The organism is Bradyrhizobium sp. McL0616 (assembly GCF_049993385.1).
Taxonomy (GTDB): Bacteria; Pseudomonadota; Alphaproteobacteria; order Rhizobiales; family Xanthobacteraceae; genus Bradyrhizobium.
Genome location: NZ_CP188255.1, coordinates 7888925 through 7914219 on the forward strand (window position 1 = coordinate 7888925; position 25295 = coordinate 7914219).

The following is a 25295-nucleotide window of genomic DNA, read 5'->3' on the forward strand; positions in this document are numbered from 1 at the left end:
AGGCGCCGCCCCCATAAAAGCAGATATTCCCTCTCGCGGAACGCGGGACAGAACAGGCCTTACGCCGTCTTGATCCAGACGGCCTTCACGTTGAGATACTCCTCGACATGCTGCTTGCCGGACTCGCGGCCGTAGCCGCTCATCTTGTAGCCTCCGAACGGAACGGCCGGGTCCATCGCCTGGTAGCAATTCACCCACACCGAGCCTGCGCGCAGGCTCTTGGCAACCGCATGCGCCTTGCTGACATCGCGCGTCCACAGGCCCGAACCGAGGCCGAACGTGGTGTTGTTGGCGCGCTTGACCAGTTCGTCCATGTCCTTGAACGCGATCGCGGAGATGACGGGACCAAAGATCTCCTCCTGCGCGATGCGCATGTTGTCCTGGACGCCCGCGAACACCGTCGGCGAGACGAAGAAGCCCTTCGACAGCGCGCCTTCGGTGACGCGGCCGCCGCCGGCGAGCGCCTTGGCGCCTTCTTTCTGGCCGATCTCGAGATAGCTGGTGACGCGCTCGAGCTGCTGCTCGGACACCAGCGGGCCGATCTGGGTGTTCGGATCCAGGCCGTTGCCGACCTGCAGCTTCTTGCCGAACTCAGCGACGCGGCCGACGAACTCTTCGTAGATCGACTGCTCGACGAACAGGCGCGTGCCGGCGCTGCAGATCTGGCCCGAATTTGCGAACACCGCCATCGCCGCACCCGGCACGGCCGCATCGAGGTCGGCGTCGGCAAACACGATGTCCGGCGACTTGCCGCCAAGCTCGAGCGAGACGCGCTTCAAATTGCCGGCGGAAGCGCGGATGATCGACTGGCCCGTGACATGCGAGCCGGTGAAAGCGACCTTGTCGACATCGTGATGCGAGGCGAGCGCGGCACCCGCGGTCTCGCCATAGCCGGGCACCACGTTGACGACGCCGGGCGGAATGCCCGCCTCCATCGCCAGCTCGACAATGCGCAGCGATGTCAGCGGCGCCTCCTCGGCCGGCTTGAGCACCACGGTGCAGCCCGTCGCGATCGCGGGCCCGATCTTCCAGAGCGTCGCGGTGAGCGGGCCGTTCCAGGGAATGATGGCGCCGACAACGCCGATCGGCTCCTTCAGCGTATAGGAGAAGATCTCGCCGGGCAGCGAGTTCTCGATGGTCTCACCGTGGATCGCGGTGGTCTGCCCAGCGTAATAACGCAGCATGCCGACGGCGCGCAGGCGATAGGCGCGAGTGCGGCTGAGGGGCGCGCCCATGTCGAGGGTGTCGAGCTGCGACAATTCGTCGAAATTCTTCTCGACGAGGTCGGCGAGCTTGAGCAGCAGGTTCTGCCGCTCGAACGGCTTCACTTTGCTCCAGGGCCCTTCGAAGGCGCGACGGGCAGCGGCGACCGCACGATCGATGTCTTCCTTGTCGCCTTCAGCGACGGTCGCGAGCAGTTCGCCGGTCGCGGGATTGTGGGTCTCGAAGCGCTTGCCTGAGGCAGCATCGACCCACTTCCCGTCGATCAGCATCTGCTTGTAGGACCCGTTGGCGAACGGATGGCGCGTGATCGGAATAGCATGCGACACAGCCATGGCTGCACTCCCTAGGTAGGATGATTGATTGGTTCGATCTCGGCGGGATCGTTAGGTGAAATAGAATACAGCGACGGCGGAAGGGCGTAAAGTCGGTGCGGAACGAAGACCTCCCATGCCGACTTGTGCAGGGTCGCGCTATCGCCATGTTATAGCGTGATCAAGCCCCCCCTCCCGGAGAAAAACCATGCCGCATCCTGTCATCGCCAAAGGCAATGTCGCCGTGATCACCGGCGGCGCATCCGGCATAGGGCTTGCCGCCGCCATAGCCTTTGCGCGCGCCGGGATGAAGGTGTGCATTGCCGATGTCGACCAGGGTCGGCTGGTGGAGGCCGCAACAAAATTGTCATCCGTCGCGGGTACCGCGAATGTGATGACGTCCGTGGTCGATGTCAGCCGCGCCGAAAGCTTGACGGAACTGGAACGCGCCGTGGGCGCGCATTTCGGCGGCACCGACGTTCTCATGAACAACGCCGGCATCCAGCCCGGCAGCACGCTGTTCGGCGAGCCCGACAATTGGCAGCGAATCATCGGCGTCAACATGTGGGGCATCATCAACGGCGCACGCATCTTCGCGCCCAACATGATCGCGCGCGGCAAGGCCGGCCTCATCATCAACACCGGCTCGAAGCAGGGCATCACCACGCCGCCCGGCGATCCCGCCTACAACGTCTCCAAGACGGGCGTGAAAGCTTTTACGGAAGCGCTCCAGCACGAACTGCGCAATACGAAGGGCTGCCACGTCACGGCGCATCTGCTCATTCCAGGCTTCGTCTTCACCGGGCTCACCGCGAAAGGCCGCACCGAAAAGCCGGCCGGCGCCTGGACAGCGGAGCAGACCGTGGACTTCATGATCGCGCGGCTGGAGGCCGGCGATTTCTACATCCTGTGCCCCGACAATGACGTGCCCCGCACGCTCGATGAGAAGCGCATGCTGTGGGCGGCCGGCGATATCGTCGAGAACCGGCCACCGCTGTCGCGCTGGCATCCGGACTATGCGGATGCGTTCAAAAAATTCGTCGATCGGAGCTAGCCGGCGTTCAGCTCAAGGCAAGCAGGAGCGCGCTTCCGATCGGCACGCCCCAGCCAGACACAGCGTCGAACCCACGCCTTGCTTCATATCCGACGCCCGGCTTTGGCCTGGATGCGTTGTGGCCGATGGTGATGTCGTAGCAGACAAGATCGCCCATCGGCCGGCCAAGCGGCGATTTTCGGTAGAGCAATGGAGCGAGAAAACGCTGCCGTTTCTCCGGCGGCAGCAGTGCATTGACGCGCGCGATCAGCGCGGCCAAGAGCGGCGCGGAGGCGCTGGTCCCACCGCCATAATCCGGCTTGCCGCGGAAGATCATCGCATAGCCGGGCGGCCCGGCAAGCGCTGCAATGTCCGGCACGATGCGCCCCCGCCGCCGAGAACCGTTCAGGGAATCGATATCGATGCCTCGCTGCCACACGGGGCGGCGAAATATCTCACTGACTCCGCCGCCGGTCGCTCCGCCTCCCGACTTCATGCGCCGCCCCGGCGTCTCCCACCATACCTGCTCCGTGACCTCGCCTGCGAGACGCGTGATCATCGTGCCACCGACCGCGAGAACGAACGGGCTGGAGCTCGGAAAATCCACGTGAGCGGCGCCGTCCGTTTCCTCGTCGCCGGCGCCATCGTCGCCGGACGCGCCGCAGATCGTGATGCCGAGCGCGGCAGCGGCCTGAAGCCGCACGTTGATCGCCGCACGTGCCGCCGGCGACCAATCGCTGGAATCTTCTGCAGAGCCCCAGCTCACCGACAGTGCGACCGGCCTGTCCTTGATGACGCGGTTCAGTAGATCGATCCAGCCCTTCTGATCGAAGTTTGCGAAATAGACGGACAGGTCGGCGGCGGGAGCCAAGCCCGCCACCACCTCGACGTCCATCATCACTTCGCCGGTGTCGTCCAGCGCGTCCTTGCGATCGTCTCTGGGCAATTGTTCGATCTGCTTGCGGTTGCGCACCGGCCAGTTGATCGAGACGATCTTGACCTTGGGCCTCTTGCGGCCGAATGTCTTGCAGTAGAGCGCGAGGTCGCCGGCAAAATAGCCGCCGCCGAACTCGGCGATCGCGATCTTCTGGCCCGCCGCCTGTCCGGGCGGGAATTGATACAGCGTTTCCAGGGCCGACGGACTGAGCGGTGTCAGACCGGCACCGATCCTCGCCCTGCTCCTCCACATGACGCGCCGCTGCCCGAATCCAATCAGAGCAGTCACGATCTTCTTCAGCGAAGCGGGGATCTTGTAGTCATCCTCTCGATCGCGAAATTGCCCCTGGTCCTCGCTCCAGTAGACGCCGAGTCGGGGTTGAAACGCCTTCTCCATCTGCGCGACGGTCCCGCTCACGCGCATGCTGCGCGTCTCGAGCGACACTTTCTCTATCTTCAGGCGAAACTTCCGCAGGACGCGGGACACCTTGTCGGCGTCGCCTTTCGACGCGCTATACCTTGCCCTGAACTCGGCTCGCGACAGCGCCCGACCTCCGAGCCTTTCGGCGTCCGGCAACTTTGGTCCACGCAATGTCAGCGTGATCTCGACGTGCTGGCGCGGATTCTCGTCGCGCAAACGCTTGGCCCCCGCGGTGGGTGGGCGAGTGCTGCCGGAGACGACGACGGCGCCAGTTGCCGCGCGGACGGCCGTACGCGTCCCTGCCTTTGCCCTTGCTGCCATATCCGAGCTCCCGCTCTCGACACGACCAAAGGTTGCACGCTATCGTCGAACGCTGAACACGTCAAATATCTGGAGACTTGCAAGCCTGCCGCGCCAAGCGAGGGCGACCGGGCATCCGAGCTCGGTCTACAACGTTTCTTGCTGGTGACCGCAATTCTTGCAGGCGAACTTGACGCGGGTCTGGCCCTTCGGGGCCTGCACCCGGTTCGGGGCGCCGCATTTGCCGCAGACCGCCTCGATGCGGGTTTCGCCCTGCTTCACGACGACGGTCTTCTTTTCCATCGATTCGCGGATCAGGCGCTCGGCCTCCTCACGCAGGGATTGTTTCGACAAAGCTCGTCTCCGCCTCTGGAAAGCGCGAGAGCCATATCGCACCTGCGTTCAAATCACAATCGGCAAAGCCTGCTCAGACCTCGACAATCACATAACTGTCTTCGACATGCACCGGAAAGGTCTCGGCAACATACGGGCCCTTTTGCAGTTCCTCGCCGCGCTCGACGGCAACCGGATAGGACCGGATCTTGACCCGTTTCGGGTCGAACCAGGACTGGCCGTTGCGCATGTCGAATTCCCAGCCATGCCAGGGGCAGCGCAACACTTCGCCGATGCGCGAACGCTCATAAATACCGGGCTCGGGCGAGGTCAACCGCGCCACGCAGGCGGCTTTCTCCAGTGGCGCGCCCTCATGCGGGCAGCGGTTCAGAAGCGCAAAGAACTCGTCGTTGACATGGAACACGACGATATCGCGCCCCGCGATATCGACGACCTTGTTGCCGCCGGGCGGGATCTCGGTGGTGCGGGCGACGATGTGACGGGCCATGCCCCTTTAGAACCTTCTCAGAACTTGTAGACCGCACGCGCATTGGTGCTGAAGATCTTTGTCCGCTCGACGTCAGTGAGCGGCGTCTTGAAGGCGAAGCGCGGATCGTCGAAATCCCAGTGTGGATAGTCCGACGAGAACAAGAGACGGTCGATGCCGACCCATTCGATCAGCGAGCGCAGGTGCCGCGCTTCATCCGGCTCGTCGATCGGTTGCGTCGTGAACCAGAAATGCTCGCGCACATATTCCGACGGTCTTCGCTTGAGATGCGGCACCTCGCTGCGGAAGCGCTCGAAGTGCTGGTCCATTCGCCACACCGCCGACGGGATCCAGCCGAAACCGCCCTCGATGAAGACGATCTTCAGTTTTGGAAAGCGCTCCAGCACGCCCTCGATCACAAGGCTCGCAAGCTGCGCCGCGATGGTGTGAGCGTTGGACTGATGCTCCTCGACATAATACGACGGCCAGCCGCCGCCGGTCGGCGCATGGCCGCCATAACCGCCCACATGAATGCCGAGCGGCAGATCGAGCGCCTGGGCGCGCTCGTAGATCGGCCAGTAGCGCCGACGGCCGAGCGGCTCGTTGGCGCGTGGTGAGACGTTGATCTGGATGTACTCGCCGATTTTGGCGCAGCGCTCGATCTCGGCGATCGCAAGATCAGTTCCGTCCTGCCCGACCAGAATCGAGGCCTTCAGGCGGGGATCGCGGTGCGACCAGAACGCCAACTGCCAGTCGTTGATGGCGCGCTGGATCGCGGCCCCGAATTCGAGGTTCTGCTGCGAAAAGATGAAGAGATCGAGCACCTGTAAGATGCCGAACTCGACATCGAGCGGATCGAGATGCTGCTTCTGCATGAAATCGAGATCGGAGCCGGGCGGCCCACCGGTCGGCGGCCACGCGTCGCGGCGCGCGATCAGCGGCGAAGAGCGCGGATAGGGCGTCGTGAAGAGATAGGGCGTGCGCAGATGGCTGCCATATTCCTTCAGATGCTGCTGCCAGCGTTTGGGCAGGAACTCGTTGAGATCGTCGAACGAATGCAGACTCGGATGCACGTCGCAATCGACGATTCGCAGCCGGCTCGCAGCAGGCTTCTCGTCGTCGCGCAGCGGGCGGTCGATGACGTCACTCATGCGATCCTCCAATGACTAGTTGATCGACAGCCGCGGAAACGTCTCCAGCGGATTGTCGACGCACATTTTCGAGATGATGCTCTTCGGCAGATGCGGCGGGATCGGATCGTCGCCGTCGAACTGCCAGTGTGGGTAGTCGGACGCGAACAGGAACATCTTATCCGAGCCGATCTGGTCGATGATCTCCTCGACGCTTTTGGCATCGCCCGGCGCATCGAACGGCTGCATGGTGACGCGAAAATTGTCGCGGATGATCGCGGCCGGCTCGCGCTCGACCCAGGGCACCTCGACGCGCACGCCGCGCCAGGTCTTGTTGGCGCGCCACATGAAGGCCGGCAGCCAGCTCACGCCGGATTCCATCAGCACGACCTTGAGGTCCGGATATTTGCCGAATACGCCCTCATAGATCAGGCTCAGGATCTGTGCCTGAAACGCCTGCGCTTCGACGAAGTAATATTCGTAGCGATGCGACGGCCAACCGGCCGAGCTTGGCGCCTGCCGATATTGCGTGCCGGCGTGAATCGCGAGTGGCAGCTGGTATTTTTCCGCGAGCTGATAGACCGGCCAGAAATGCCGCCGTCCGAGCAGGGTCTCGCCTTGCGCCAGCACGAGGATGGAGACGAAGCGGTTGTCACCGGCGCGGCGCTCGATCTCCTCGAGCGCGAGATCGGGCGCCTGCATCGGCACCACGATGGAGGCGCGCAGGCGCGGATCGCGCGAAAGCCACTCAGTGGCGATCCAATCGTTGATGGCTTTGCAGAAATCGGCCGCCATGTAAGCGTCGAACACGGCTTGCGCGCCGTAGAGCACGTTGAGGATGGCGTGGCTCGCGCCGAGCTGATCGAACGCGCCCTTCTGCACCATCGCGAGGTCGGAGCCCGGCTTGGCGCCGCTCTTCGGCCGCCAGTCGGCGCGGCCCGCAAGCGGCATGCTCGGCGGATAGCTGGTGAGATCGAGGCCGTCGATGGCGCGGCTCACTACCTGCTCTTTCCAGTGATCGCTCAGATAGGGCAACAGCGTCGTGCGCGTGCCACCAACTGCCGGGTGGATGTCGCAGTCGATCCGCGTCACCGCCATGGATGCTTCCTCGCGCCGTCTTATTGGCGGCGTTCTCTGCGCCGCTCGGACAGAGTGCTCCGGCAAGGCATGATGCGCAAGGCCGCGCGGCAGCAGCAAGGGACATGCCTCGGCTGCGTCTTCGCACCTGCAACACATGTCCCGTCGCAAAGCTAAGCGCCCAGCAGCGCCCCAGCCCGTGACTAAAATTTCGTCTGTTGCATCCCGACCGCCACGCTTAGCTTTCAGGCAGCCCCTCTCTCATCCGGAGTTCCCATGTCCCTCATCATTCGCGGCGGCACTGTCGTCAATCATGATCATTCGCGCCGCGCGGACGTGCTGATCGAGGACGACACCATCGTCGCGGTGGGCGCATCGCTCGCGGCGCCGACAGGTGCCGAGATCATCGATGCCGGCGGTGCGTACGTCATCCCGGGCGGAATCGACCCGCACACCCATCTCGAAATGCCTTTCATGGGCACCGTCACCGCCGACGATTTCGAATCGGGAACGAAGGCAGCGCTGACCGGCGGCACCACGATGGTGGTGGATTTCTGCCTGCCCGATCCCGGCCAGTCGATGCTCGCGGCCTATCAGGAGTGGCGGCACAAATCCGAGAAGGCGGCAACCGACTACGGCTTCCACATGGCGGTGACATCGTGGTCGAGACAGATCCATGACGAGATGGAGACTGTGGTCAAAACCTACGGCATCAACACCTTCAAGCATTTCATGGCTTACAAGGGCGCCCTGATGGTGAACGATGACGAACTCTACAACTCGTTCGCGCGCTGCGCCCATCTCGGCGCCATGCCTGTCGTCCATGCGGAGAACGGGGACGTCGTTGCCCTGATGCAGGAGGCGCTAATCGCGCGCGGCGTCACCGGCCCCGAAGGCCACGCCTATTCACGACCGCCTGAAGTCGAGGGCGAAGCCACCAACCGCGCCATCATGATCGCGGACATGACGGGCACGCCGGTTTACATCGTGCACACGAGCTGCCGCGAGGCGCATGAGGCGATCGCACGGGCACGGGCAGCTGGAAAACGCGTCTATGGCGAGCCGCTGATCCAGCATCTGCTGCTCGATGAGCGTGAATATCAGAACAAGGACTGGAATCATTCCGCGCAGCGCGTGATGTCGCCGCCGTTCCGCGACAAGTCGCATCAGGACAGTCTGTGGGCCGGCCTACAATCCGGCTCGCTCCAGGTGGTCGCGACCGACCACTGCGCTTTCACGACCGAGCAGAAGCGGTTCGGGCTCGGCGACTTCAGGAAGATTCCGAACGGTACCGGCGGCCTGGAAGATCGCCTGGCGCTGCTGTGGACCGCGGGCGTCGCCACGGGACGGCTGACGAAGGAAGAGTTCGTCGCGGTAACCTCGGCGAACATCGCCCGCATCCTCAACATCTATCCGCGCAAGGGCGCGGTCGCCGTGGGCTCGGATGCCGATGTCGTGGTGTGGGATCCGAAGGCGACCAAGACCATCAGCGCGAAACGGCAGATGAGCCGGATCGACTACAACGTATTCGAGGGCTTTTCCTGCACCGGCGGGCCGGCCGCGACGCTGTCGCGCGGCCGCATCGTGTGGAAGGATGGCGATCTGCGCGCCGAGGCAGGCGACGGCCGCTATGTCGAGCGCCCGGCGTTCTCACCGGTACATGTGGCCAATTCGACCTGGAAAGAGCTGACCGCCCCGCGCGCGATCGCACGCGGAGCGGTGACGCCGTAGCAATTGCGTCAGACCTGCGTGATGCCGCCATCGGCCGCGAGATCGATGCCGGTGCTGTAGCTGCTGTCATCCGAAGCCAGGAACAGAATGGCGGCGGCCATTTCCTCCGGGCGACCAATCCGGCCGAGCGGTGTGATCGAGGCAAAGAACGCGCGTGCGCCATCAGCCTCTTCGCGCGTCTTGAACTGTCCGTCGATGATCGGCGTGTCGATGGCGCCCGGTGACAGCGTATTCACGCGGATACCGCGATCCTTCAGCTCCATCGCCCAGGTCCGCGAGAACGAGCGCAGCGCGGCCTTGGTGGCGGCATAAGTGCCGTGTTCCGGCAAGCCCTTCAGGTGCAGGCCGGACGACACCAGCACGATCGAGCCGCCCCTGCGCATCAGCGGCAGCGCCTTCTGCACCGTGAAATAGGCACCACGCGCGTTGACACCGAAGGTCTTGTCGAAATGCGCCGGAGTGACATCCACGGTGAGCTTACGCTCGACGAACGCCGCACTGGCGACGAGGATGTCGAGCGCACCTTTCTCATCCTTAATTCGGGCATAGAGCCGGTCGAGATCGTCGAGATTGGCGACGTCGGCCTGGATCGCGGAGACATTACGCCCGATCTCGGCCTTGGCCTTGTCGAGCTCGCTCTGGCGCCGTCCGATGATGAAGACATAAGCACCTTCGGCGACGAACGTCTTGGCGGCCGCCAGGCCGATACCACTGGAGCCGCCAGTGATGACGGCAATTTTTCCTTCGAGCTTTGACATGTCACAGTCCTTCGGTTTGGGCGTGCGGGAGCGCTCAGCGCTCGCGCGCCTTTGAATGGGAATTTGAGGGAGAGAGACCGGCGCGCGAGCCGCGCGTCGTTCTTGATCAGGCCGCCTTGCCAGCCCGCAACCGGTCGAGCACCGGCAGCAGTTCAGACGGATCGGGGCGATGCGTGTAGTCCGGGTTCACCTCCGCATAGGCGATGACGCCGTCGCGGCCGATGACGTAACGGGCGGGCATCGGCAACACCCAGGCCGGATCGTCGTTGAACGTCGGCAAGTCGCTCTTGAAAGACTTGTAGAGCGAGACGAGATCGGCAGGCAGCGCAAAGCGGATGCCGAAAGCGTCGGCGATTTCGCTCCTGACGTCGCTCAGGATCGGGAACGATAGCTTGTTCTCGCGCTCGGACTTGCGGCTGTTCGGTGCGGTCTGAGGCGAGATCGCAACGAGGCTCGCACCGCGCGCTGCGATCTCCCGCAGCGTCTCCTGGAGCGCCTGGAGCTCGAGGTTACAGTACGGGCACCAGACACCGCGATAGAACGACACGACCAGTGGCCCCTTCGCGAGCAGGTCGCGCGAGGACACCGGCTTGTCGTCGGGGTCCTTCAGAGTGAATTCCGGCGCGGCGTCGCCGGCCCTCTTGGCGCGCTGGGCCTGGCCGCTCGCGATCAGCTCGGCGGTGGCACGATGCATGGTGTCCAGCGCCTCCTTGGTCGGCTTGATTGGGAAACGGCCGCCTTCGAAGTCGGCTTTGAAGGCATTGAGTTTGTCTTGCAGGGCCATGGGAAACTCCATCCGTTGCTGTTGGCCCGCTCTATCTGGATCATTTGGAAAATAAGGGGTATACGCCTCATACGAAGAACATATATTCGGAATTCAAATGGGCGATCGTCTGCAGGAATTGACCGTTTTCGTCCGCGCAGCGGAGAGCGGCAGCTTTTCTCAGGCTGCGCGCGAGCTCGGACTGTCGCAGCCCTCGATATCGCGCATCATCGGCGAATTGGAGACGCGGCTCGGCGTCAAGCTGCTGCTGCGCACGACGCGCCGCATCACCGCGACCGATGCGGGCGCGCTATTCTTGACCCGCGCGCGCGAGGTTCTCGCTGACATCGAAGATGCCGAGGATGCCGCGCGCGGCATCGACTCACTGCGCGGAACCATCCGCATCACGATGCCCGTGATGTACGGCGCCCGGAATATCATTCCACGCCTGCCAGAATTCCTGGCGGCGCACCCCTTGCTAAGCGTCGAGTTGTCGGTGGTCGACGAGCGGCAGAACCTTGTTGCCGAGGGTACCGACGTCGCCATTCGGCTCGGCCCGCTCAATGACTCCGGTTTTGGCGCACGAAGTCTAGGAACGGTGCCGCGCCTCGTGGTGGCATCGCCGTCCTATCTTGCCGCACACGGTACGCCGAAAACGCCGGCCGATCTTGCCTCGCATGACTGCATCTTCGGTCCCGGTCAGTCAGGTCGCATCAGCTGGTCGTTCACCCGGAATGGAACAGAGACCTCTGTCGATGTCCGCGGCCGCATCAGTACCGATTCCGGACCAGGGGTATTTGCCTGTGTACTGGCGGGACTTGGTATCGCGATCACATCGCCGATCATGGCAGGGCCGGAGATCGCGGCCGGCACGCTGATACCCCTGTTGAAGAGCTACAAGCTTCCACCCATCGACGTGCATGCCGTCTTTCCCGGTGGCCGACGTCCCTCGACCAAGGTGCGTGCGTTGGTCGACTATCTCTCGACGGATCTGGCAAGGTCCGCACGGGATGCGACGCCGTGAAGCGCAGCTGATGGCATGCGCCTTGCCTCTTTGTGACGCAGATATCTCGCGAAAGAGGCACCGATGAGCAAATCATATTCCGACATCAGCCGCCGCAATGTGGTGCTCGGTGGTCTCGGTATCGCCGGAATGACCGCCGTCAGCCCGCGCTTCGCTTGGGCGCAGGGGCGCGCGGAAACGCTGCTGGTGGTGCAGGAGCTCGGTCCGAACTCGCTGGACATGCAAGGCGTCGGCTCGAACCAGACCGTGAATGGCCTGTCCTGGAACTGCTACGACCGGCTGCTGACCTACGCCTCCAGGACCTTGCCCGATGGCACGGCGTCGTATGACCGCGCAACGCTCGCGCCTGAGCTCGTGGAAAGCTGGGAGGTCGCCGCCGACGGCATGTCCTGCACCTTCAAGCTGCGGCAGAATGCAAAATTCCACGATGGTACGCCGGTCACGGCCAGGGACGTCAAATGGTCGTTCGACCGCGCCGTGAAGGTCGGCGGCTTTCCGACCTTTCAGATGTCGGCGGGTTCGCTTGAGAAGCCCGAGCAGTTCGTCGTCGTCGACGACCATACCTTCCGCATCGACTATGTCCGCAAGGACAAGATGCTGCTGTTCGACGTCGCGGTGGTCGTTCCCTTCATCATCAACTCCGAGCTCGCGAAGAAGAATGCGACGCCAGAAGACCCTTGGGCGCTGGCTTGGCTCAGGAACAACGAGGCCGGCGGCGGCGCCTACAAGATCGAAAGCTGGAAGCCCGGCAGCGAGACCGTGCTGACGCGGTTCGACGACTGGACAAGCGGGCCGCTGCCGAAAGTCCGGCGCGTGATCGCGCGCGACGTTCCGTCCGCCGGCACGCGCCGTGCGATGCTGGAACGGGGCGATGCGGATCTTTCCAGCGGCTTCGCGCCGCGCGATTTCGAGCAGATCATCAAGGAGGGCAAAGTCAAGGTGTCAGGCGTGCCGATTCCCAACGCGCTCTGGTACGTCGCGCTGAACACCGCAAAGCCGCCGTTCGACAATGCCAAGCTGCGCCAGGCCATCGCCTGGGCGATGCCTTACGAGCAGATCCAGAGCAGCGCCTTCTTCGGGCGCGCGGTGCCGATGTATGGCGGCGCGGCGGAGGTTTCAAAGCCGGTGTGGCCGCAACCGTCTCCCTATGTCACCGATCTCGACAAGGCCAAAGCCTTGATGAAGGACGCAGGGTTCGAGTCCGGCCTGTTGACGACCCTATCTCTCGACACAGGCACCGCCACCGTCGGCGAGCCCACGGCCATCCTGATTCAGGAAAGTCTCGCCAAGATCGGCATCAAGGCGTCGATCGCGAAAATCCCCGGCGCGAATTGGCGCACGACGCTGAACAAGAAGGAGTTGCCGCTCGCGCTCAACCGCTTCAGCGGCTGGCTCGACTATCCCGAGTATTATTTCTACTGGAACTTTCACGGCAACAACTCGATCTTCAACATCTCCTCGTATCAGAACAAGGCGATGGACGCACTGATCGACAAGGCGCGGTTCACCACGGACGCAGCAGAATACGACGACGCTGTGAAGGATTTCATCGCGCTCTGCATGCGCGACGTTCCCGTCATTCCACTCAACCAGCCGATTCACGACGTCGCCATGCAGAAGGGCGTCAGCGGCTATGAATTCTGGTTTCACCGCGAGCCGGACTACCGCCAGTTCGCGAAGGGCTAGTTCTTTTCGACCATGCGGAGAGCGCCCGAAGCTGCTCGCGCCTGCTCGATCGGAAAGCCCCTTTCAAGCCTGGCCGCGCTCGCCCGCCGGCGAGAAGGCGCTGATCGTGCTGTCGCATCTCGCCGACAACGTGGTGCGGCACAAGGCGACGACGATCAGGCTGGAGGCGGCCGACGAACGTACGACCGTGCTGCTGACGGTGCGCAATGACGGCGAGCCGATCTCGGCGCCGAACCGCGACAGGATATTTGACGCATTCTTCACAACCGCCGTGACCAGGCCGGCACCGGGATGGGGCTCGCAATCGCGCGCGCGGTGATGGCGAGCCATGGCGGCTGGATCAAGCTGAAGCCGACCGACGAGGGCGCAGCCTTCGAGCTTCAATTTCCTGTTGCCTAGATCGCAAACACCCAGGCGGCGACGATGGTGCCGAGGGTGATCAGGCCGGCGATGGTCCAGCCTGCGGCATATTCCAGTTCAGGGTGACCATTCGCCCGCATGATCTCGACCGGATCGGCGGTATGCTTCCACTGCTCTGACATGACAGCCTCGCACGTTTCTCCCCGCGTTATAGGTAAGTCGCATCAGCCGCCATTAGGTTCCATCACGGAAGTGCGAGGGGCACAAAAAGCGCGAAAACAACCCCATGCACAGTAGACGGGACTTGTCCGCCATGGGGCAGGTGACGCGCGACAAATGTTTGACACGGCGCAGCAAAACAGCGGCGCCGCGCAATCGCGGCGCGGCTTGCGCCGACAACGTCAGATCACTTGGCGCATCGATGCGCGAGGCTGCGATAGCATGACGCGATTGTGAGACGCGCGCTGCGCGATCGGCTTTGCCGCATCATCCTCCCGCCGTTAGGATGTTTCGCGTACTCTTACTATTTTAGGTTAGACGCATTTTTTGCCGACTGATTTTGCCGGCGCGCGACGATCCATTTTTGAACACCTGAAAGCTTTCGAGCGAACAGAACCTGCGTTCGCAATTCCTGCTTTCCAGCGCGCCACCCACCGTACAAGGAGGAAATATTATGTCCCCTAGTGCCACACCCCATATGGTCGAACTGCCCAACTCTGTCCATCAACTGCCGACAGGCTCGAAGGCGTTGCATCGAACCAACGGCCAGCGCTGGATCGAACTCACGCTCGGCGTGAAGCGATCCGCCCAGCTGCCGGACTTGTCCGATCTCGACGACAAGCTGCCGAAGATGCGCAAATACATGACGCGCGACCAGCTCGCGAGCAAATACGGCTCCGATGCGAAAGCCGTCAAATCGATCGAGGATTTCGCCAAGGCGCACAATCTCGTCGTCACCCGCAACGAGCCTGGCGCCGCGCGGCTCGGAATCGCCGGCACCGTCGACGATGTCAGCGACGCCTTCGGCGTCACGCTGTTCGACTACGCCCATCCGAGTCTCGGCGACTTCCACGCCCGCACCGGCCCGGTGCACGTCCCGGCCGAGGTCGGCGATGCCATTACCGGCGTCTTCGGCCTGAACAACCACCGTGTGATGCGGCGCTCGCGCCATTCAGCACAAAGCGCGAAGCCGGATTTCGCGAGTGCGGTACGGCACTGGTTTGTTCCGACCGAACTCGCCGGCATCTACAAATTCCCCCAAGCCGATGCGAGCAAGCAATGCATCGGCCTGCTCGAATTCGGCGGCGGCGTGGAGACCCCGGATGTCGCGGCCTATTTCGCCAAGATCGGCGTTCCCGCGCCGGCCGTTGCGGTCGTCGCGGTCGACGGCGTCTCGACCGATCCGGCCGGAGATCCGGAATCGACCGGTGAGGTGATGCTGGATGTCGACGTCGCCGGCGCGCTCGGAGGCGGCGCCAAGATCGCCACCTATTTCTCGACCTTCGACGAGAAGGGCCTGGTCGATTGCCTCGCCAAGGTCGTCAGCGACTCCGTCAACGATCCCTCCGTCGTCTCGATCAGTTGGGGCTGGGACGAGAACCAGGCCTTCAACAACGCCGGCGTGATCTGGTCGCCTGCGGCGATCGATCACTGCAACCACAGCTTCCTTGCGGCGGCACATCTTGGCATCACCTTCTGCGTGTCCACCGGCGACGACGGCTCGGAAGCCCAGATGCAGGACGGCCGCGCGCATGTGAATTTCCCCGCAACCAGTCCCTACGTGCTGGCGGTGGGCGGAACCACCCTGCATGCGCGCGCGAACTCCAAGAAGCAGGTGCAGATTACCGAAACCGTCTGGAACGACGGACCGGGGAGCGGCACGGGCGGCGGCGTCAGCGACATCACGCCGATTCCGAGCTGGCAGCAAGGCATCGTGCCGAACTCGATCAATCCCGGGCACTTTGCCGGACGCGCGATTCCCGACGTTGCTGCCAATGCCGATCCGGCAACGGGCTATCTGACGATGTCGGGCGGCAAGCTCGGTATCGTCGGCGGCACAAGCGCCTCCGCACCGCTCTGGGCAAGCCTGATCGCCCGGATCAACGCCGCCCTCGGCGCACGGTCCGGCAATTTCAACGCCCTGCTCTATTCCAAGTTCGGGCCGGCCGGCGTGCTGCGCGACATCACCGTGGGTAACAATGACACCGACGGTCTGCTCGGCGGACAATACAAGGCGGGTCCGGGATGGGACGCCTGCACCGGCTGGGGCGTGCCGGACGGTGGCAAGCTTCTCGTCGCGCTTCAGGGCGGCCCGTCGAGTTAGCCGATCCGGTTTCGCGCAGGCGGGTGATTGCCTGCCTGCGCTGGACGTAAATGCCCGGCCGCGTCCCTCCGACGTGGCCGGTCCCACCTTGGCCACACCCGGCAGCCAGCGACCTCTGCGCGCTCGACTCTCCCTAAAGTTGTGATCTATTCTTGGGTGCCCACAGACCGGCCGATTTGCGGCCGGTGAGACCCCCTGCGATTTCTCGAAAGGCATTTCGATGCGTTCGCTTTTTGCGCGACTGCACCGGCGGTACGGGCCCAGGATCTCGGGTGCGGAGCGTCAGCGCCGGGTCAAGGACAAGGTCGACAGCCAACCCACCCTGCCCTCGCTTAGCCCGGCGGCCGCGCGCACCGCGTTGGCGCAACCGCGTCCGAAAGTGGCCGTCATCGGCGGCGGCTTCGGTGGCCTGATGGCGGCTTCCGAGCTCGTCGGGCATTGCGACGTCACACTGTTCGAGGCCCGCGACCGCTTCGGCGGCCGGGTCTGGAGCAAGAAGAAGGCGAGCGGGATCGTCGAGGCCGGCGGCGAACTGATCGGCTACAATCATCCGCTCTGGCTCAAGCTCGCCAGGCGCTTCGAGCTCGGCCTGTCCGTCATCACCTCGGACACGAATTTCGACGCGCTCGATCTCGACATGCCGCTGTTTCTCGACGGCCACAAGCTGTCCGAGCGCGAAATGAAGCACATCTATCAAGAGATGGACCACGCCTTCGGCAAGATCAGCCGCCACGCGCGAAAGGTCGATCCCCACAAGCCCTGGCGCGCCAAGGACGCAAAGGAGCTCGACCGCAGGCCGATCTCGAAATGGATCGCCGCCCTCAACTGCTCGAAGCTGACCAAGCTCGCCATTGAGGAGCAATTTTCGAACGACGCCGGCCAGCCGACCGACAAGCAGAGCTTCCTCGCCAATCTCGCCGTCATCGCGGGCGGGCGACTGAAAGACCAGGACGATGCCTTCTTCACCCAGACCGAGACATTGCGCTGCTCCGAAGGCAATCAGGAGCTCGCGATTCGCCTCGCGCGCGAGGTCAGGGACAAGGGCGGCCACACCGTGCTGTCGACGCCAGTGCGCGCCATCCGCATCGAGGATGAAGGCGTCACCCTCGAGTTCGGCAAGACCCGCCGCCGCTTCGCCGCTGACTATGTCGTCCTCGCGATACCTCCGAGCCTGTGGCCGGCTTCGCCCGGCGCGAAGATCGCGATCACGCCCAAGCTGCCGCGCGACTACTACATCACGATGGGAACCGCGGTGAAATATCTCAGCCCGCTGAAGACGCGCTTCTGGATCGGCGAGGGTCTCGCACCGAGCTCAACGTCGAGCCGGTTCGGCGTCACCTGGGAAGGGACGGACAACCAGATCGGGCCACCCAACCGTCCGGTCGAACTCAGCCTGTTTGCCGGCAGCGGCGCCGCGAAGAAGGCACTCAAACACTACAAGCGCAGGGACCAGAGAGCGGTCGACGCCTTCTATGCGAAGCGGATCGGCGACGTCTACGATGGCTATGTCGAGCATCTGGCCGGTGAGCCGGAGTTCATGGCCTGGCCGCGCGACGAATGGACCGCCGCAGGCTATTCGTGTCCCGCCCCCGGCGAGGTCTGCCGCGCCGGGCCGCTGCTGGAGAAGGGATTCAAGGACCGCCTGTTCTTCGCCGGTGAGCACACCTGCTTTGCCTATTTCGGCTACATGGAGGGCGCGCTGCAGTCCGGTCAGGCGGCGGCCGACGCAATCATCCGGGCCATCGGCCAAACGCTTGGCGGCAAGGCTGCCAAAGCCGGCGGTTCTGTCGTAGGTTGACACCGTTTGCGGGATCGAAGCCCTGATCGCCCAGGAGACATGAAAATGAAGTTCATGGTGACGGCTTGCACCGCCGCTGCACTCGTCGTAGCCGCCGCCTCCGATGTCGCCGGCGCCTCCGGCGGCACGCCCGCAAAGGTCTCCGGCTCGGTTGCGCTGGCGCTCGCGGGCGTGATCGCGCCGCTGTCGCCGGAACTGTCGGGCGCCGAGAAGAAGGCGGTGGCGATGCTGTTCGCCGCCAACAGCGACATCCCCCACAAGAAGCCGATCGTGGTGACCGCGGATAAAATCGTCTGCCGCACCGGCAATGTCGACATCACCGTGCGCAATTGCGAGGTGACCTTCGGCAAGAAGGTGAAGACCGTGAACGGGCCGACGGCGAACGAGATCTTCGCGACCCTGGCGCTGGCCGGCATTCCGCCCGATGGCGCGGCGGGATCCAATTTCGAGAGCCTGACCAAGCTGAGCTGCACGATCGACCCCAACGCCATCCGCCAGAAGGACGGCAGCGGGGCGGATTGCACGTTCCAGCCGGGAAATTGAGCCGAGCCTGAAGGATCAACCAAAGGTGCCGTGAAATCGCCGCAAGATAAACCAACAAGACGAACTAATAAGGCGAATTGAAAAGACAGGCCAAACCAGCGCACCATATGAGGCGCGCATGGGCGGCACCAGGATGATGAAGAATTATCTCGCTTTTTTGCTTGTTCTGACCGTGACAACGGCCTCCGCGCACGGCCCGTTGCCGGCGCGGCTGGCAGTGCCGTCCAATCTCGTGCCCGTCGGCCTCACCGATTCCGACACGACCGCGGGCGGCACCGCGCGGCTGTGCGAACAGGTCACCTTCTCGCGCGGCCTGCGCTATGGCGACGGCGAGGCCAATGTGCTCGATGTCGCCACCAGCTCGACCAAGGCGGATACGCCGCGGCCGGTGCTGCTGTTCGTGGCGGGCGACACCTTCACCGGCGACCGTGCGGCACCGGACCTGTCCCGCGAGATCCAGGACCAGGCGATGTGCTTTGCCGCGCGCAACGACATGATCGGGGTGCGCGTGAACTATCGGCTGGCGCCTGCGGCGACCTGGCCGAAGGGCGCGACCGACGTCGCGGCGGCGCTGTCCTGGATCCACGGCAATATCGACCTGTTCAACGGCGATGCCCGCGAGATCGTCGCGGTCGGCTACGGCGCCGGCGCCTTCCATGTCGCAACCCTGCTGGCGCATCCCGAGCTGCAGACCGACCGCGCCGATGTCGCGGCCGTGGTGCTGGTGTCCGGCATCTATCGCGCCGGCAAGGACGCCAGCGACAGCGAAAAGGCCTATCTCGGCCTGGATGCCCGCGAATATGACAAGAGGTCGGTCTTCCCCGGCATCCTCAATGTCGAAGAGCCGATCCTGCTGGCCTGGGCCGCCGACGATCCCGCGAACCTCATCGCACAAGGCGAGACCCTGAAGAAGACACTCTGCGGCGCCGGCCACTGCCCGCGCTCGACACTCCTGCGCAGCCGCGACGGCATCGCCGCCGCCTTCGGCCTCGACGGCTCCGGCAACAGCCTCGCCGAACCGACGCTGCTGCTGGTGCGGCAGCTGGAGGCGCGGGGGCTGCCGTAGCGGGTTGTTGAACACGTCGAAACTTTTACCGCGTCATGGCCGGGCTTGTCCCGGCCATCCACGCCCTTCCCGCGGCACCAAGAACGTGGATGCCCGGGACAAGCCAGGGCATGACGACCTCGTGACAGCGCGTCAGCACGCCTGCCGCTTTCGTTCGGGGCTCACAGCTGGCTGCTCCGAACCGAGCGATCAGGCCACAGGTTTGACAAACGCTTGAGCTAGATCAATCAGCCTTGGTGCAGATCGAGCCGACTTCTCCCAGAGGCCAATATCGGGGTATCGAGCATGCGCGTCACCGGCAGGCTTGTGTTCGCTGTGATCGTCGCCTTCGCCTCGCTCGGAGCGATGTCGGAGCAACGCCCGGATCAAGCCGCAGGCGTGCAGGAAATCCGCATCGGCAATATCGTGCCCTATTCGGGGCCGCTCTCGGAATTCGGCGCGATCGGCAAGGCGGAAGCCGCCTATTTCGACATGATCAACGATCGCGGCGGCATCAACGGCCGCAAGGTCCGCTTCATCACGCGCGACGACAATTCCGATCCCACGGCCGCGCTCGATCTGACCCGCGATCTCGTCGAGAAGGACGACGTGCACCTGATGTTCGGGTCGTTCGGAACACCCGGCAATCTCGCCACACGCTGGTACCTGAACGAAAGGAAGGTCCCGCAGCTTTTCGTCGCCTCCGGCGACGAGGAGCTGAGCCAGGCCAAGGCATTTCCCTGGACCATGGGCTGGCAGCCGCCGTTCCGGTCGGAGGGACGCATCTACGCCAATTACATCCAGGCCTATTATCCGCATCGCAAGATCGTGGTGCTGTGGCAGAACGACCAGTTCGGGCGCATGCTCTTCAAGGGCATTGAGCAAGGTCTTGGCGACCTGAACCGTCTTGTCCTCGTCGATATCGCCTTCGACATCGACGACGAGCATCTCGAAGGGCACGTCTCGATCCTCAAGCGCGCCGGCGCCGAGATCTTCGTCTTTCTCGGCGTGCCGTCGACGGCGGCCAAGGTGATCAAGCTGGCCGCGTCACTCAGATGGCATCCGGTCTTCATCGTCAACGACGCCTCCGCCTCGATCGCCAATGCGATGGCGCCCGCAGGATTGGAGAATTCGGCCGGCGTGATCTCGGCGGCCTTTCTGAAGGATCCCAGCGATCCCGCATGGAAGGACGATCCCGCCATGAAGGACTGGTTCGCCTTCATGGACAAATACCATCAGGTCGAAAGCACGAACAACAGTGCTGCGCTCTATGGCTACGCCGCGGCCGAGGCGCTGACGCAGGTGCTGAAGCAATGCGGCGACGACCTGTCGCGCGAGAACATCATGCGTCAGGCCGCTTCGCTCAGGGACTATCACCCCACCGTCGCGCTGCCCAGCATCAGGATGAACACCTCGCCGGACAATTATCTGCCGATCAAGCAGATGCGGCTGGTCCAGTTTGACGGCCGCTCCTGGCAACCCTTCGGCGCGGTGATCGAAACCGCATTCACGGAAGGCGCCGCGCGATGAGCGGCGCAACGCCAAGCTATGGTGGTTGCAGCAAACGCCTTTTCGTTTCATGACGAATGCTTAAGATCGGCGCCGACCTGCATCAGCTCCGCCGGGAGACCCTATGACCGAGACCATCCGCATCAAACGCTTTGTCGCGCGCCCCGTGATCGTGCCGATGAACCTGCCGCTCAAAACCTCCACCGGCACGGTCGCCAAGGCGCCGCTGGTGCTGATCGATTGCGAGACCGACCAGGGCGCCGTGGGGCATGCCTATCTGTTCTCGATCACGCCTTCGGCCCTGAAACCGCTGACGGCGATGGTCACGGAAATGTCCGAGCTGCTTGCCGGCGACGAGCTGCTACCGTTCGAGATCGAGCGCAAGCTGGCCCAGCGCTTCACGCTGCTCGGGCTCGCCGGCCTGCAGAGGCTGGCGCAATCCGGCATCGACATGGCGGCGTGGGACGCATTGGCGCGCGGCAGAGGCCTGCCGCTCGCGCGCCTGCTCGGCGGCGCGCCAAAGCCGGTGCGCGCCTATAACTCGAAGGGGCTCGGCATCATGCCGGCGGCCGCCGCGGTCGACGAGGCGCACAAGCTGCTGGCCGAGGGCTTTCAGGCCGCAAAGATTCGCGTCGGCCGGCCCGATGCGCGCGAGGATCTGGCCGTGGTGCGCGCGGTGAGGAAAGCCGTTGGCGACGAGGTGACGCTGATGTGCGACTACAATCAGGCGCTGACGGTCACAGAGGCCATCCGCCGCGGCGAGATGCTCGACGACGAAGGCCTGACCTGGATCGAGGAGCCGATCCGCCACGACGACTATGCCGGCTGCGCCCGCATCGCGGATGCACTGCGCACGCCGGTCCAGATCGGCGAGAATTTTGACAGCGCCTTTTCGATGCATTCCGCGCTATCGGCGGAAGCCTGCGACTACGTGATGCCCGACGTGCAGCGCATCGGCGGCGTCACCGGCTGGCTGCGCGCTGCGTCACTGGCGCAGGCCGCCGGCATCGAGATGTCGACGCACCTGTTCTCGGAGGTCAGCGCGCATCTGCTCTGCGTGACGCCGACCGCGCATTGGCTGGAATATGTCGACTGGGCCGATGCGGTGCTGGCGACGCGGTTGAAGATCAAGGATGGTTTTGCGTTACCGGGCGAAGAGCCCGGCAACGGGATTGCGTGGGATGAAGCGGCGGTGAAGCGATATGCGGTGAGCTGATCGCGCTCACTGTCTAAGTTTTGCGATCTCGGCCCGTGCGGCCCCGACGATCTCGTCGTTGGTGTGAGCATGGCCCCACAGGCCCCAGCCGCCGGGCGCGGCTTCGGTCAGCAGCACCCAGGTCCGGTTCGTGAGCGTGGGATCGCCGGCCGCCTTGGCGACGAGGTCGGTGAGCTGCCGCACCACCGCGAGCTGCTTGTCGCGGTCGAGCGCGCCGGCATTGGTCAGGACCTGCACCCGCACATAATTGCCATCGCCGTCGACATTGGCCGCGGCGCCGCTGGGGAGTTCGTGCACAAAGGCGGCGGTGTTCTTGCGGAACATCGGGATATCGGGCACCTGCTCGACCGACTTCACGGTCGCGGCGGCGTCGATGGCGAGCTGATGCGGGTCGCCGAAGGTGCCTGCGGCCGCGTAGATATCGATCATCGGCACGGGATTTTTCTCCTGCGCTAAATTATGATGATCGTCATAGTCACTATGATGGTCATCATAGTCAAGAGGATTTCGTCATTGGCAGGTGAGATCAGGCAGACGATGATCGAGCGCACCGGTGTGCTGCTCGCCAAAAAAGGGCTTCAAGGCACCTCGTTCACCGAAGTGCTGGAGGCCTCCGGCGCGCCGCGCGGCTCGCTCTATCATCACTTTCCCGGCGGCAAGGAAGAGCTGGTAATGGCCGCGGTCGCCTGGGTCAGCGAACGCGCGCTCGACCGGGTGAACCAGTCGCGCGGCCGGCCGGCGCCGGAGGTCGCGGAGGCCTTCATCGCGATGTGGCGCGACATCCTCAAGGCATCGGATTTCGGCGCGGGCTGCGCCGTGCTCGCGGTTACTGTGGGTGCCGATACGCCGAACCTGCTCGACAGCGCGGCGCAGGTGTTTCGGCGCTGGCGCGCAACGCTTGGAGAGCTGCTTGCGCTTGGCGGCGTACCGTCCGCGCGCGCCCCCGCGCTCGCCGCGATGTTGATCTCGGCCTGCGAAGGCGCTGTCGTGCTCGCCCGTGCCGAGCAGGCGATGGAGCCGTTCGATCTCGTCGCCGCCGAGCAGCGCGCGCTGGTGAAGGCAGCGACTGCCCGGAGAGCTAGTCGTTGAAGGCGATCCCCTGGGTGGCCTCGCCTGGAGCACCGGGCTCCGAAATCTCCGCGCAATTGCTCGGCGGCTTCTGTCCGGCGAGCATGCCGCGGAAAAACGCGAGCGCATCGGGGAAGGCCGCATTCAGGCCGCCGTTATGCGTGGCGCCGGGATAGGTCTTCCATACCAATTCGTTGCCGGCCGCGCACAGCGCCGCGACTTCGGCATATTGCCGCGTCGGCACCAGCGTGGAATCGGCAAGGCCCGTGCCGAGCAGCAACGGCACCTTGAGCCGCACGGCCTTCATGTCCGTGATCGCAGTCAGCCGCGCCAGCACATTGGCGATCGGCTCGACATAGACGTTGTCGACAGTGATGCCGTCTTGCCGCGCGATATCGCGCATCTCGGTGGTGCAGCTCTCGCGCGCCGCCGTCAGGACCGGCTTGCCCTTGTCGGCGACGAGATCGTCGGCGGACGGCGCGCCGTCGGGCAGCGAACCGCCGAGCAGCATGAGCGACGTATAGATCGGCGAGCCGATCGCGGTGGTATGCGGCGGCTTGTAAGGACCGTCCGGGAAGGTCGAGACGAGGCCCGTTGCCACGGTGGCGACGAGCGGGACGTCCGGCGCGTAGCTCTCAGCGATCACGGTCGCACCCAGCGCGGCACCCGAGCCCTGCGACTGGCCGGTGACGAAGACTTTGGACGCGAGCCTGTCCCGATAGGCGGAGAGCGCAGCGCGCACGCCGTCGAGCACCGAGCGGCCTTCCGCCTGCCAGATCAGATAGGGATGCGGGCCCGGTCCGCCGAGTCCCTGATAGTCGGTGGCGACAACCGCAAAGCCGCTCTCCAGCCAGCGCTGGATGTAGGTGGCATCGCGCGGCTTATGACCGGTCCAGGACGGCGCACATGAATCGGAGACACCGAGCGTGCCATGCGCCCAGGCAACCAGGGGCCAGCCTCCGGCCGGCGGTTCGCCCTTGGGCAGATAGAGCGTGCCACTGACCGGGACGATGCCTGCGTGCCAGCGCAGATCGCTCGACGTGTAGAGGATGCGTTCGGCGAGGGCCGCACTCGTGATTTCGGGCTGCGCGAGCATTGGCTCCTTGCGCAACATCACGCCGGCACTCTCGGGCAAGGTTTCGGACCAGCGATAGAACGGCGACAGGTTTTGGTCGCCCACCTTCGGCCCGACCGGCAGCAACGAGTCCGCGCGTGCCTGCGGGATTGCGAGAGCCGAGACGATGGCGAGCGCCATCAACGATTTTGCGATCGGGGTCGTGAACATAGGCGTCTCCGGTCCCTTGGCGCGCGCGCCGCATTTTTTAGGGCGGGTCGATGACCCGGCAATTTATCTTCCATGTCGATTATGGAGACGATCGCGTGCAGGTCCACGTCTTTTCAGACATGGGCCAATGCCGATCACGCGGAACGCTCCGCAATGACGGAGCATGGGCGACTGCGCGCTACCACGCCTCCGCGCCGGGGATTTTCTTGCGCACCGCCATGCGCTGGATCCAGATGCAGCGACGGACGGATCTATTGGAGCGGCCGACAGCGGATATCCCTTCGCCGGCCTGAAGCAGCGGCGCCACGGTCTCGCGCAACGTACGGCAGCGCTGCAACTCGGCCTGCCAGTCGATGATCGCTGCGTCCGCGCTTGATGCGATCAGGGCCGATACCGCCACGACAAGACAGATCGTCCGCATCATTCTCTTTCCCTTCCCTGTGGTTCGCCCCTATCGCGCCGATAGCGGAAGTCGCAATGATCGGCGCCTTGCATGATGGTCTGCATGCGCCTGAGCTTGATGTCGGGACCAAACCCTTCCGCGGTCGCAAAGTCGGCAGCGCAGATCAGGAGAAAGCCGAGCTCCGGCTCGCCCAGCGCCTTGTAGAACTCGGCATAGGCGCATTGCTTCACGTCGAAGGCGAACGCATCCTCTGTCTGCTCGATCACATCGTAGGCGAGCGCGTCGTCGCGGGCGTAGGTCTTGAAGGCGGAGGCGACGGCCCGGCCGAGATTGGCCTCGTTCTCGGCATTGTTCTTGGCTTGCCAGAATTCCGCGCCGAAGCGGCGATAGAGATCGCCGAGCGTCTTGCGCACCAGCGCATTCGCGCGCGCCTCGCCCAGTTCGGCCTGGAGAGCCTTGATCAGCGGCACCAGGACCTGCGCCTGGATTTTTGCCTGCTCGATGACGGATATGCTCATGGGAAGCCTTCTC

The 25295-nt window shown here is 64.1% G+C and carries 24 protein-coding genes and 1 pseudogene; 12 read left to right on the top strand and 13 right to left on the bottom strand.

Annotated features, from left to right (window positions below):
- Nucleotides 1–59: 59 nt before the first annotated feature.
- Nucleotides 60–1556, bottom strand: a complete 1497-nt coding sequence (locus tag ACPPVR_RS38085; protein ID WP_426611620.1) for an aldehyde dehydrogenase family protein — start codon at nt 1554–1556, stop codon at nt 60–62.
- 187 nt (nt 1557–1743) lie between these two features.
- Here ACPPVR_RS38085 and ACPPVR_RS38090 point away from each other — a divergent pair, with 187 nt between their 5' ends.
- Nucleotides 1744–2589 (top strand): SDR family NAD(P)-dependent oxidoreductase, encoded by an 846-nt coding sequence (locus ACPPVR_RS38090; RefSeq protein ID WP_426611621.1) that lies wholly within the window; start codon nt 1744–1746, stop codon nt 2587–2589.
- 7 nt (nt 2590–2596) lie between these two features.
- On the opposite strand, the gene ACPPVR_RS38095 is transcribed toward ACPPVR_RS38090, so the two are convergent.
- The 5 genes from ACPPVR_RS38095 to ACPPVR_RS38115 all read right to left on the bottom strand — a co-directional run bounded on the left by ACPPVR_RS38095 (nt 2597) and on the right by ACPPVR_RS38115 (nt 7273).
- Nucleotides 2597–4246, bottom strand: a complete 1650-nt coding sequence (locus ACPPVR_RS38095) for a S53 family peptidase (RefSeq protein ID WP_426611622.1) — start codon at nt 4244–4246, stop codon at nt 2597–2599.
- 126 nt (nt 4247–4372) lie between these two features.
- Nucleotides 4373–4579 carry a hypothetical protein gene (locus ACPPVR_RS38100; protein WP_426611623.1) on the bottom strand — a complete coding sequence of 69 codons (207 nt, stop codon included), beginning with the start codon at nt 4577–4579 and terminating at the stop codon, nt 4373–4375.
- Between the two features lie 73 nt (nt 4580–4652).
- The gene (locus ACPPVR_RS38105) at nt 4653–5066 is read right to left on the bottom strand and encodes a Rieske (2Fe-2S) protein (protein ID WP_426611624.1); all 414 of its coding nucleotides are present in this window, start codon (nt 5064–5066) and stop codon (nt 4653–4655) included.
- A 17-nt stretch (nt 5067–5083) separates the two neighbouring features.
- Nucleotides 5084–6196: an amidohydrolase family protein gene (locus ACPPVR_RS38110; RefSeq protein ID WP_426611625.1), complete on the bottom strand. Its 1113-nt coding sequence runs from the start codon at nt 6194–6196 to the stop codon at nt 5084–5086.
- Between the two features lie 15 nt (nt 6197–6211).
- Nucleotides 6212–7273, bottom strand: a complete 1062-nt coding sequence (locus tag ACPPVR_RS38115; protein WP_426611626.1) for an amidohydrolase family protein — start codon at nt 7271–7273, stop codon at nt 6212–6214.
- Between the two features lie 255 nt (nt 7274–7528).
- Here ACPPVR_RS38115 and hydA point away from each other — a divergent pair, with 255 nt between their 5' ends.
- Nucleotides 7529–8983 carry a dihydropyrimidinase gene (gene hydA / locus ACPPVR_RS38120; protein ID WP_426611627.1) on the top strand — a complete coding sequence of 485 codons (1455 nt, stop codon included), beginning with the start codon at nt 7529–7531 and terminating at the stop codon, nt 8981–8983.
- Between the two features lie 8 nt (nt 8984–8991).
- Here the strand turns inward: hydA and ACPPVR_RS38125 are convergent, their stop codons facing one another.
- Entirely contained in the window at nt 8992–9741 is a 750-nt protein-coding gene (locus ACPPVR_RS38125) for an SDR family NAD(P)-dependent oxidoreductase (RefSeq protein WP_426611628.1), read from the bottom strand.
- Between the two features lie 106 nt (nt 9742–9847).
- Nucleotides 9848–10525 (bottom strand): peroxiredoxin-like family protein, encoded by a 678-nt coding sequence (locus tag ACPPVR_RS38130; protein ID WP_426611629.1) that lies wholly within the window; start codon nt 10523–10525, stop codon nt 9848–9850.
- 97 nt (nt 10526–10622) lie between these two features.
- Between ACPPVR_RS38130 and ACPPVR_RS38135 the strand changes: the two genes are divergently transcribed.
- The 3 genes and pseudogenes from ACPPVR_RS38135 to ACPPVR_RS38145 form a co-directional block, all read left to right on the top strand.
- Complete coding sequence (locus ACPPVR_RS38135; protein ID WP_426611630.1) at nt 10623–11528, top strand: LysR family transcriptional regulator; 906 nt, start codon at nt 10623–10625, stop codon at nt 11526–11528.
- Between the two features lie 63 nt (nt 11529–11591).
- Nucleotides 11592–13214 (top strand): ABC transporter substrate-binding protein, encoded by a 1623-nt coding sequence (locus tag ACPPVR_RS38140; RefSeq protein ID WP_426611631.1) that lies wholly within the window; start codon nt 11592–11594, stop codon nt 13212–13214.
- A gap of 85 nt (nt 13215–13299) precedes the next feature.
- Nucleotides 13300–13613: pseudogene (locus ACPPVR_RS38145) on the top strand (sensor histidine kinase); the annotation flags it as partial.
- On the opposite strand, the gene ACPPVR_RS38150 reads toward ACPPVR_RS38145, so the two are convergent.
- Nucleotides 13610–13756 carry a hypothetical protein gene (locus ACPPVR_RS38150; protein ID WP_426611632.1) on the bottom strand — a complete coding sequence of 49 codons (147 nt, stop codon included), beginning with the start codon at nt 13754–13756 and terminating at the stop codon, nt 13610–13612. The pseudogene ACPPVR_RS38145 and the gene ACPPVR_RS38150 overlap by 4 nt on opposite strands.
- Nucleotides 13757–14247: 491 nt before the next feature.
- Between ACPPVR_RS38150 and ACPPVR_RS38155 the strand changes: the two genes are divergently transcribed.
- From ACPPVR_RS38155 to ACPPVR_RS38180, 6 genes are all read left to right on the top strand, one after another.
- Complete coding sequence (locus ACPPVR_RS38155) at nt 14248–15897, top strand: S53 family peptidase (protein ID WP_426611633.1); 1650 nt, start codon at nt 14248–14250, stop codon at nt 15895–15897.
- 220 nt (nt 15898–16117) lie between these two features.
- Complete coding sequence (locus tag ACPPVR_RS38160) at nt 16118–17695, top strand: flavin monoamine oxidase family protein (RefSeq protein ID WP_426611634.1); 1578 nt, start codon at nt 16118–16120, stop codon at nt 17693–17695.
- A gap of 54 nt (nt 17696–17749) precedes the next feature.
- Nucleotides 17750–18238: a hypothetical protein gene (locus ACPPVR_RS38165; protein WP_426616269.1), complete on the top strand. Its 489-nt coding sequence runs from the start codon at nt 17750–17752 to the stop codon at nt 18236–18238.
- A gap of 136 nt (nt 18239–18374) precedes the next feature.
- On the top strand, nt 18375–19304 hold the full coding sequence (locus tag ACPPVR_RS38170; RefSeq protein WP_426616270.1) for an alpha/beta hydrolase: 930 nt from the start codon (nt 18375–18377) through the stop codon (nt 19302–19304).
- Nucleotides 19305–19589: 285 nt separating this feature from the next.
- Nucleotides 19590–20813 (top strand): ABC transporter substrate-binding protein, encoded by a 1224-nt coding sequence (locus ACPPVR_RS38175; RefSeq protein ID WP_426611635.1) that lies wholly within the window; start codon nt 19590–19592, stop codon nt 20811–20813.
- Nucleotides 20814–20916: 103 nt separating this feature from the next.
- Entirely contained in the window at nt 20917–22008 is a 1092-nt protein-coding gene (locus tag ACPPVR_RS38180) for an enolase C-terminal domain-like protein (RefSeq protein WP_426611636.1), read from the top strand.
- 6 nt (nt 22009–22014) lie between these two features.
- Here the strand turns inward: ACPPVR_RS38180 and ACPPVR_RS38185 are convergent, their stop codons facing one another.
- Nucleotides 22015–22443 carry a tautomerase family protein gene (locus ACPPVR_RS38185; RefSeq protein ID WP_426611637.1) on the bottom strand — a complete coding sequence of 143 codons (429 nt, stop codon included), beginning with the start codon at nt 22441–22443 and terminating at the stop codon, nt 22015–22017.
- A gap of 78 nt (nt 22444–22521) precedes the next feature.
- On the opposite strand from ACPPVR_RS38185, the gene ACPPVR_RS38190 reads away from it, so the two are divergent.
- Nucleotides 22522–23097, top strand: a complete 576-nt coding sequence (locus ACPPVR_RS38190) for a TetR/AcrR family transcriptional regulator (protein ID WP_426611638.1) — start codon at nt 22522–22524, stop codon at nt 23095–23097.
- Here ACPPVR_RS38190 and ACPPVR_RS38195 read toward each other — a convergent pair.
- The 3 genes from ACPPVR_RS38195 to ACPPVR_RS38205 form a co-directional block, all read right to left on the bottom strand.
- Nucleotides 23087–24361: a lipase family protein gene (locus ACPPVR_RS38195; RefSeq protein ID WP_426611639.1), complete on the bottom strand. Its 1275-nt coding sequence runs from the start codon at nt 24359–24361 to the stop codon at nt 23087–23089. The two genes, ACPPVR_RS38190 and ACPPVR_RS38195, sit on opposite strands and share 11 nt — an antisense overlap.
- A 178-nt stretch (nt 24362–24539) precedes the next feature.
- Nucleotides 24540–24785, bottom strand: coding sequence for a hypothetical protein (locus ACPPVR_RS38200; RefSeq protein WP_426611640.1), 246 nt, complete (start codon nt 24783–24785; stop codon nt 24540–24542).
- Entirely contained in the window at nt 24782–25282 is a 501-nt protein-coding gene (locus tag ACPPVR_RS38205; RefSeq protein WP_426611641.1) for an L-2-amino-thiazoline-4-carboxylic acid hydrolase, read from the bottom strand. Before ACPPVR_RS38205 ends, ACPPVR_RS38200 begins: the two co-directional genes overlap by 4 nt.
- Between the last annotated feature and the right edge of the window lie 13 nt (nt 25283–25295).

Coding starts and splice junctions, on each gene's coding strand:
- ACPPVR_RS38085 (WP_426611620.1), bottom strand. CDS start 1,556: ATGGCTGTGTCGCATGCTATTCCGATCACGCGCCATCCGTTCGCCAAC.
- ACPPVR_RS38090 (WP_426611621.1), top strand. CDS start 1,744: ATGCCGCATCCTGTCATCGCCAAAGGCAATGTCGCCGTGATCACCGGC.
- ACPPVR_RS38095 (WP_426611622.1), bottom strand. CDS start 4,246: ATGGCAGCAAGGGCAAAGGCAGGGACGCGTACGGCCGTCCGCGCGGCA.
- ACPPVR_RS38105 (WP_426611624.1), bottom strand. CDS start 5,066: ATGGCCCGTCACATCGTCGCCCGCACCACCGAGATCCCGCCCGGCGGC.
- ACPPVR_RS38110 (WP_426611625.1), bottom strand. CDS start 6,196: ATGAGTGACGTCATCGACCGCCCGCTGCGCGACGACGAGAAGCCTGCT.
- ACPPVR_RS38115 (WP_426611626.1), bottom strand. CDS start 7,273: ATGGCGGTGACGCGGATCGACTGCGACATCCACCCGGCAGTTGGTGGC.
- hydA (WP_426611627.1), top strand. CDS start 7,529: ATGTCCCTCATCATTCGCGGCGGCACTGTCGTCAATCATGATCATTCG.
- ACPPVR_RS38125 (WP_426611628.1), bottom strand. CDS start 9,741: ATGTCAAAGCTCGAAGGAAAAATTGCCGTCATCACTGGCGGCTCCAGT.
- ACPPVR_RS38130 (WP_426611629.1), bottom strand. CDS start 10,525: ATGGCCCTGCAAGACAAACTCAATGCCTTCAAAGCCGACTTCGAAGGC.
- ACPPVR_RS38135 (WP_426611630.1), top strand. CDS start 10,623: ATGGGCGATCGTCTGCAGGAATTGACCGTTTTCGTCCGCGCAGCGGAG.
- ACPPVR_RS38140 (WP_426611631.1), top strand. CDS start 11,592: ATGAGCAAATCATATTCCGACATCAGCCGCCGCAATGTGGTGCTCGGT.
- ACPPVR_RS38150 (WP_426611632.1), bottom strand. CDS start 13,756: ATGTCAGAGCAGTGGAAGCATACCGCCGATCCGGTCGAGATCATGCGG.
- ACPPVR_RS38155 (WP_426611633.1), top strand. CDS start 14,248: ATGTCCCCTAGTGCCACACCCCATATGGTCGAACTGCCCAACTCTGTC.
- ACPPVR_RS38160 (WP_426611634.1), top strand. CDS start 16,118: ATGCGTTCGCTTTTTGCGCGACTGCACCGGCGGTACGGGCCCAGGATC.
- ACPPVR_RS38165 (WP_426616269.1), top strand. CDS start 17,750: ATGGTGACGGCTTGCACCGCCGCTGCACTCGTCGTAGCCGCCGCCTCC.
- ACPPVR_RS38170 (WP_426616270.1), top strand. CDS start 18,375: ATGAAGAATTATCTCGCTTTTTTGCTTGTTCTGACCGTGACAACGGCC.
- ACPPVR_RS38175 (WP_426611635.1), top strand. CDS start 19,590: ATGCGCGTCACCGGCAGGCTTGTGTTCGCTGTGATCGTCGCCTTCGCC.
- ACPPVR_RS38180 (WP_426611636.1), top strand. CDS start 20,917: ATGACCGAGACCATCCGCATCAAACGCTTTGTCGCGCGCCCCGTGATC.
- ACPPVR_RS38195 (WP_426611639.1), bottom strand. CDS start 24,361: ATGTTCACGACCCCGATCGCAAAATCGTTGATGGCGCTCGCCATCGTC.
- ACPPVR_RS38200 (WP_426611640.1), bottom strand. CDS start 24,785: ATGATGCGGACGATCTGTCTTGTCGTGGCGGTATCGGCCCTGATCGCA.
- ACPPVR_RS38205 (WP_426611641.1), bottom strand. CDS start 25,282: ATGAGCATATCCGTCATCGAGCAGGCAAAAATCCAGGCGCAGGTCCTG.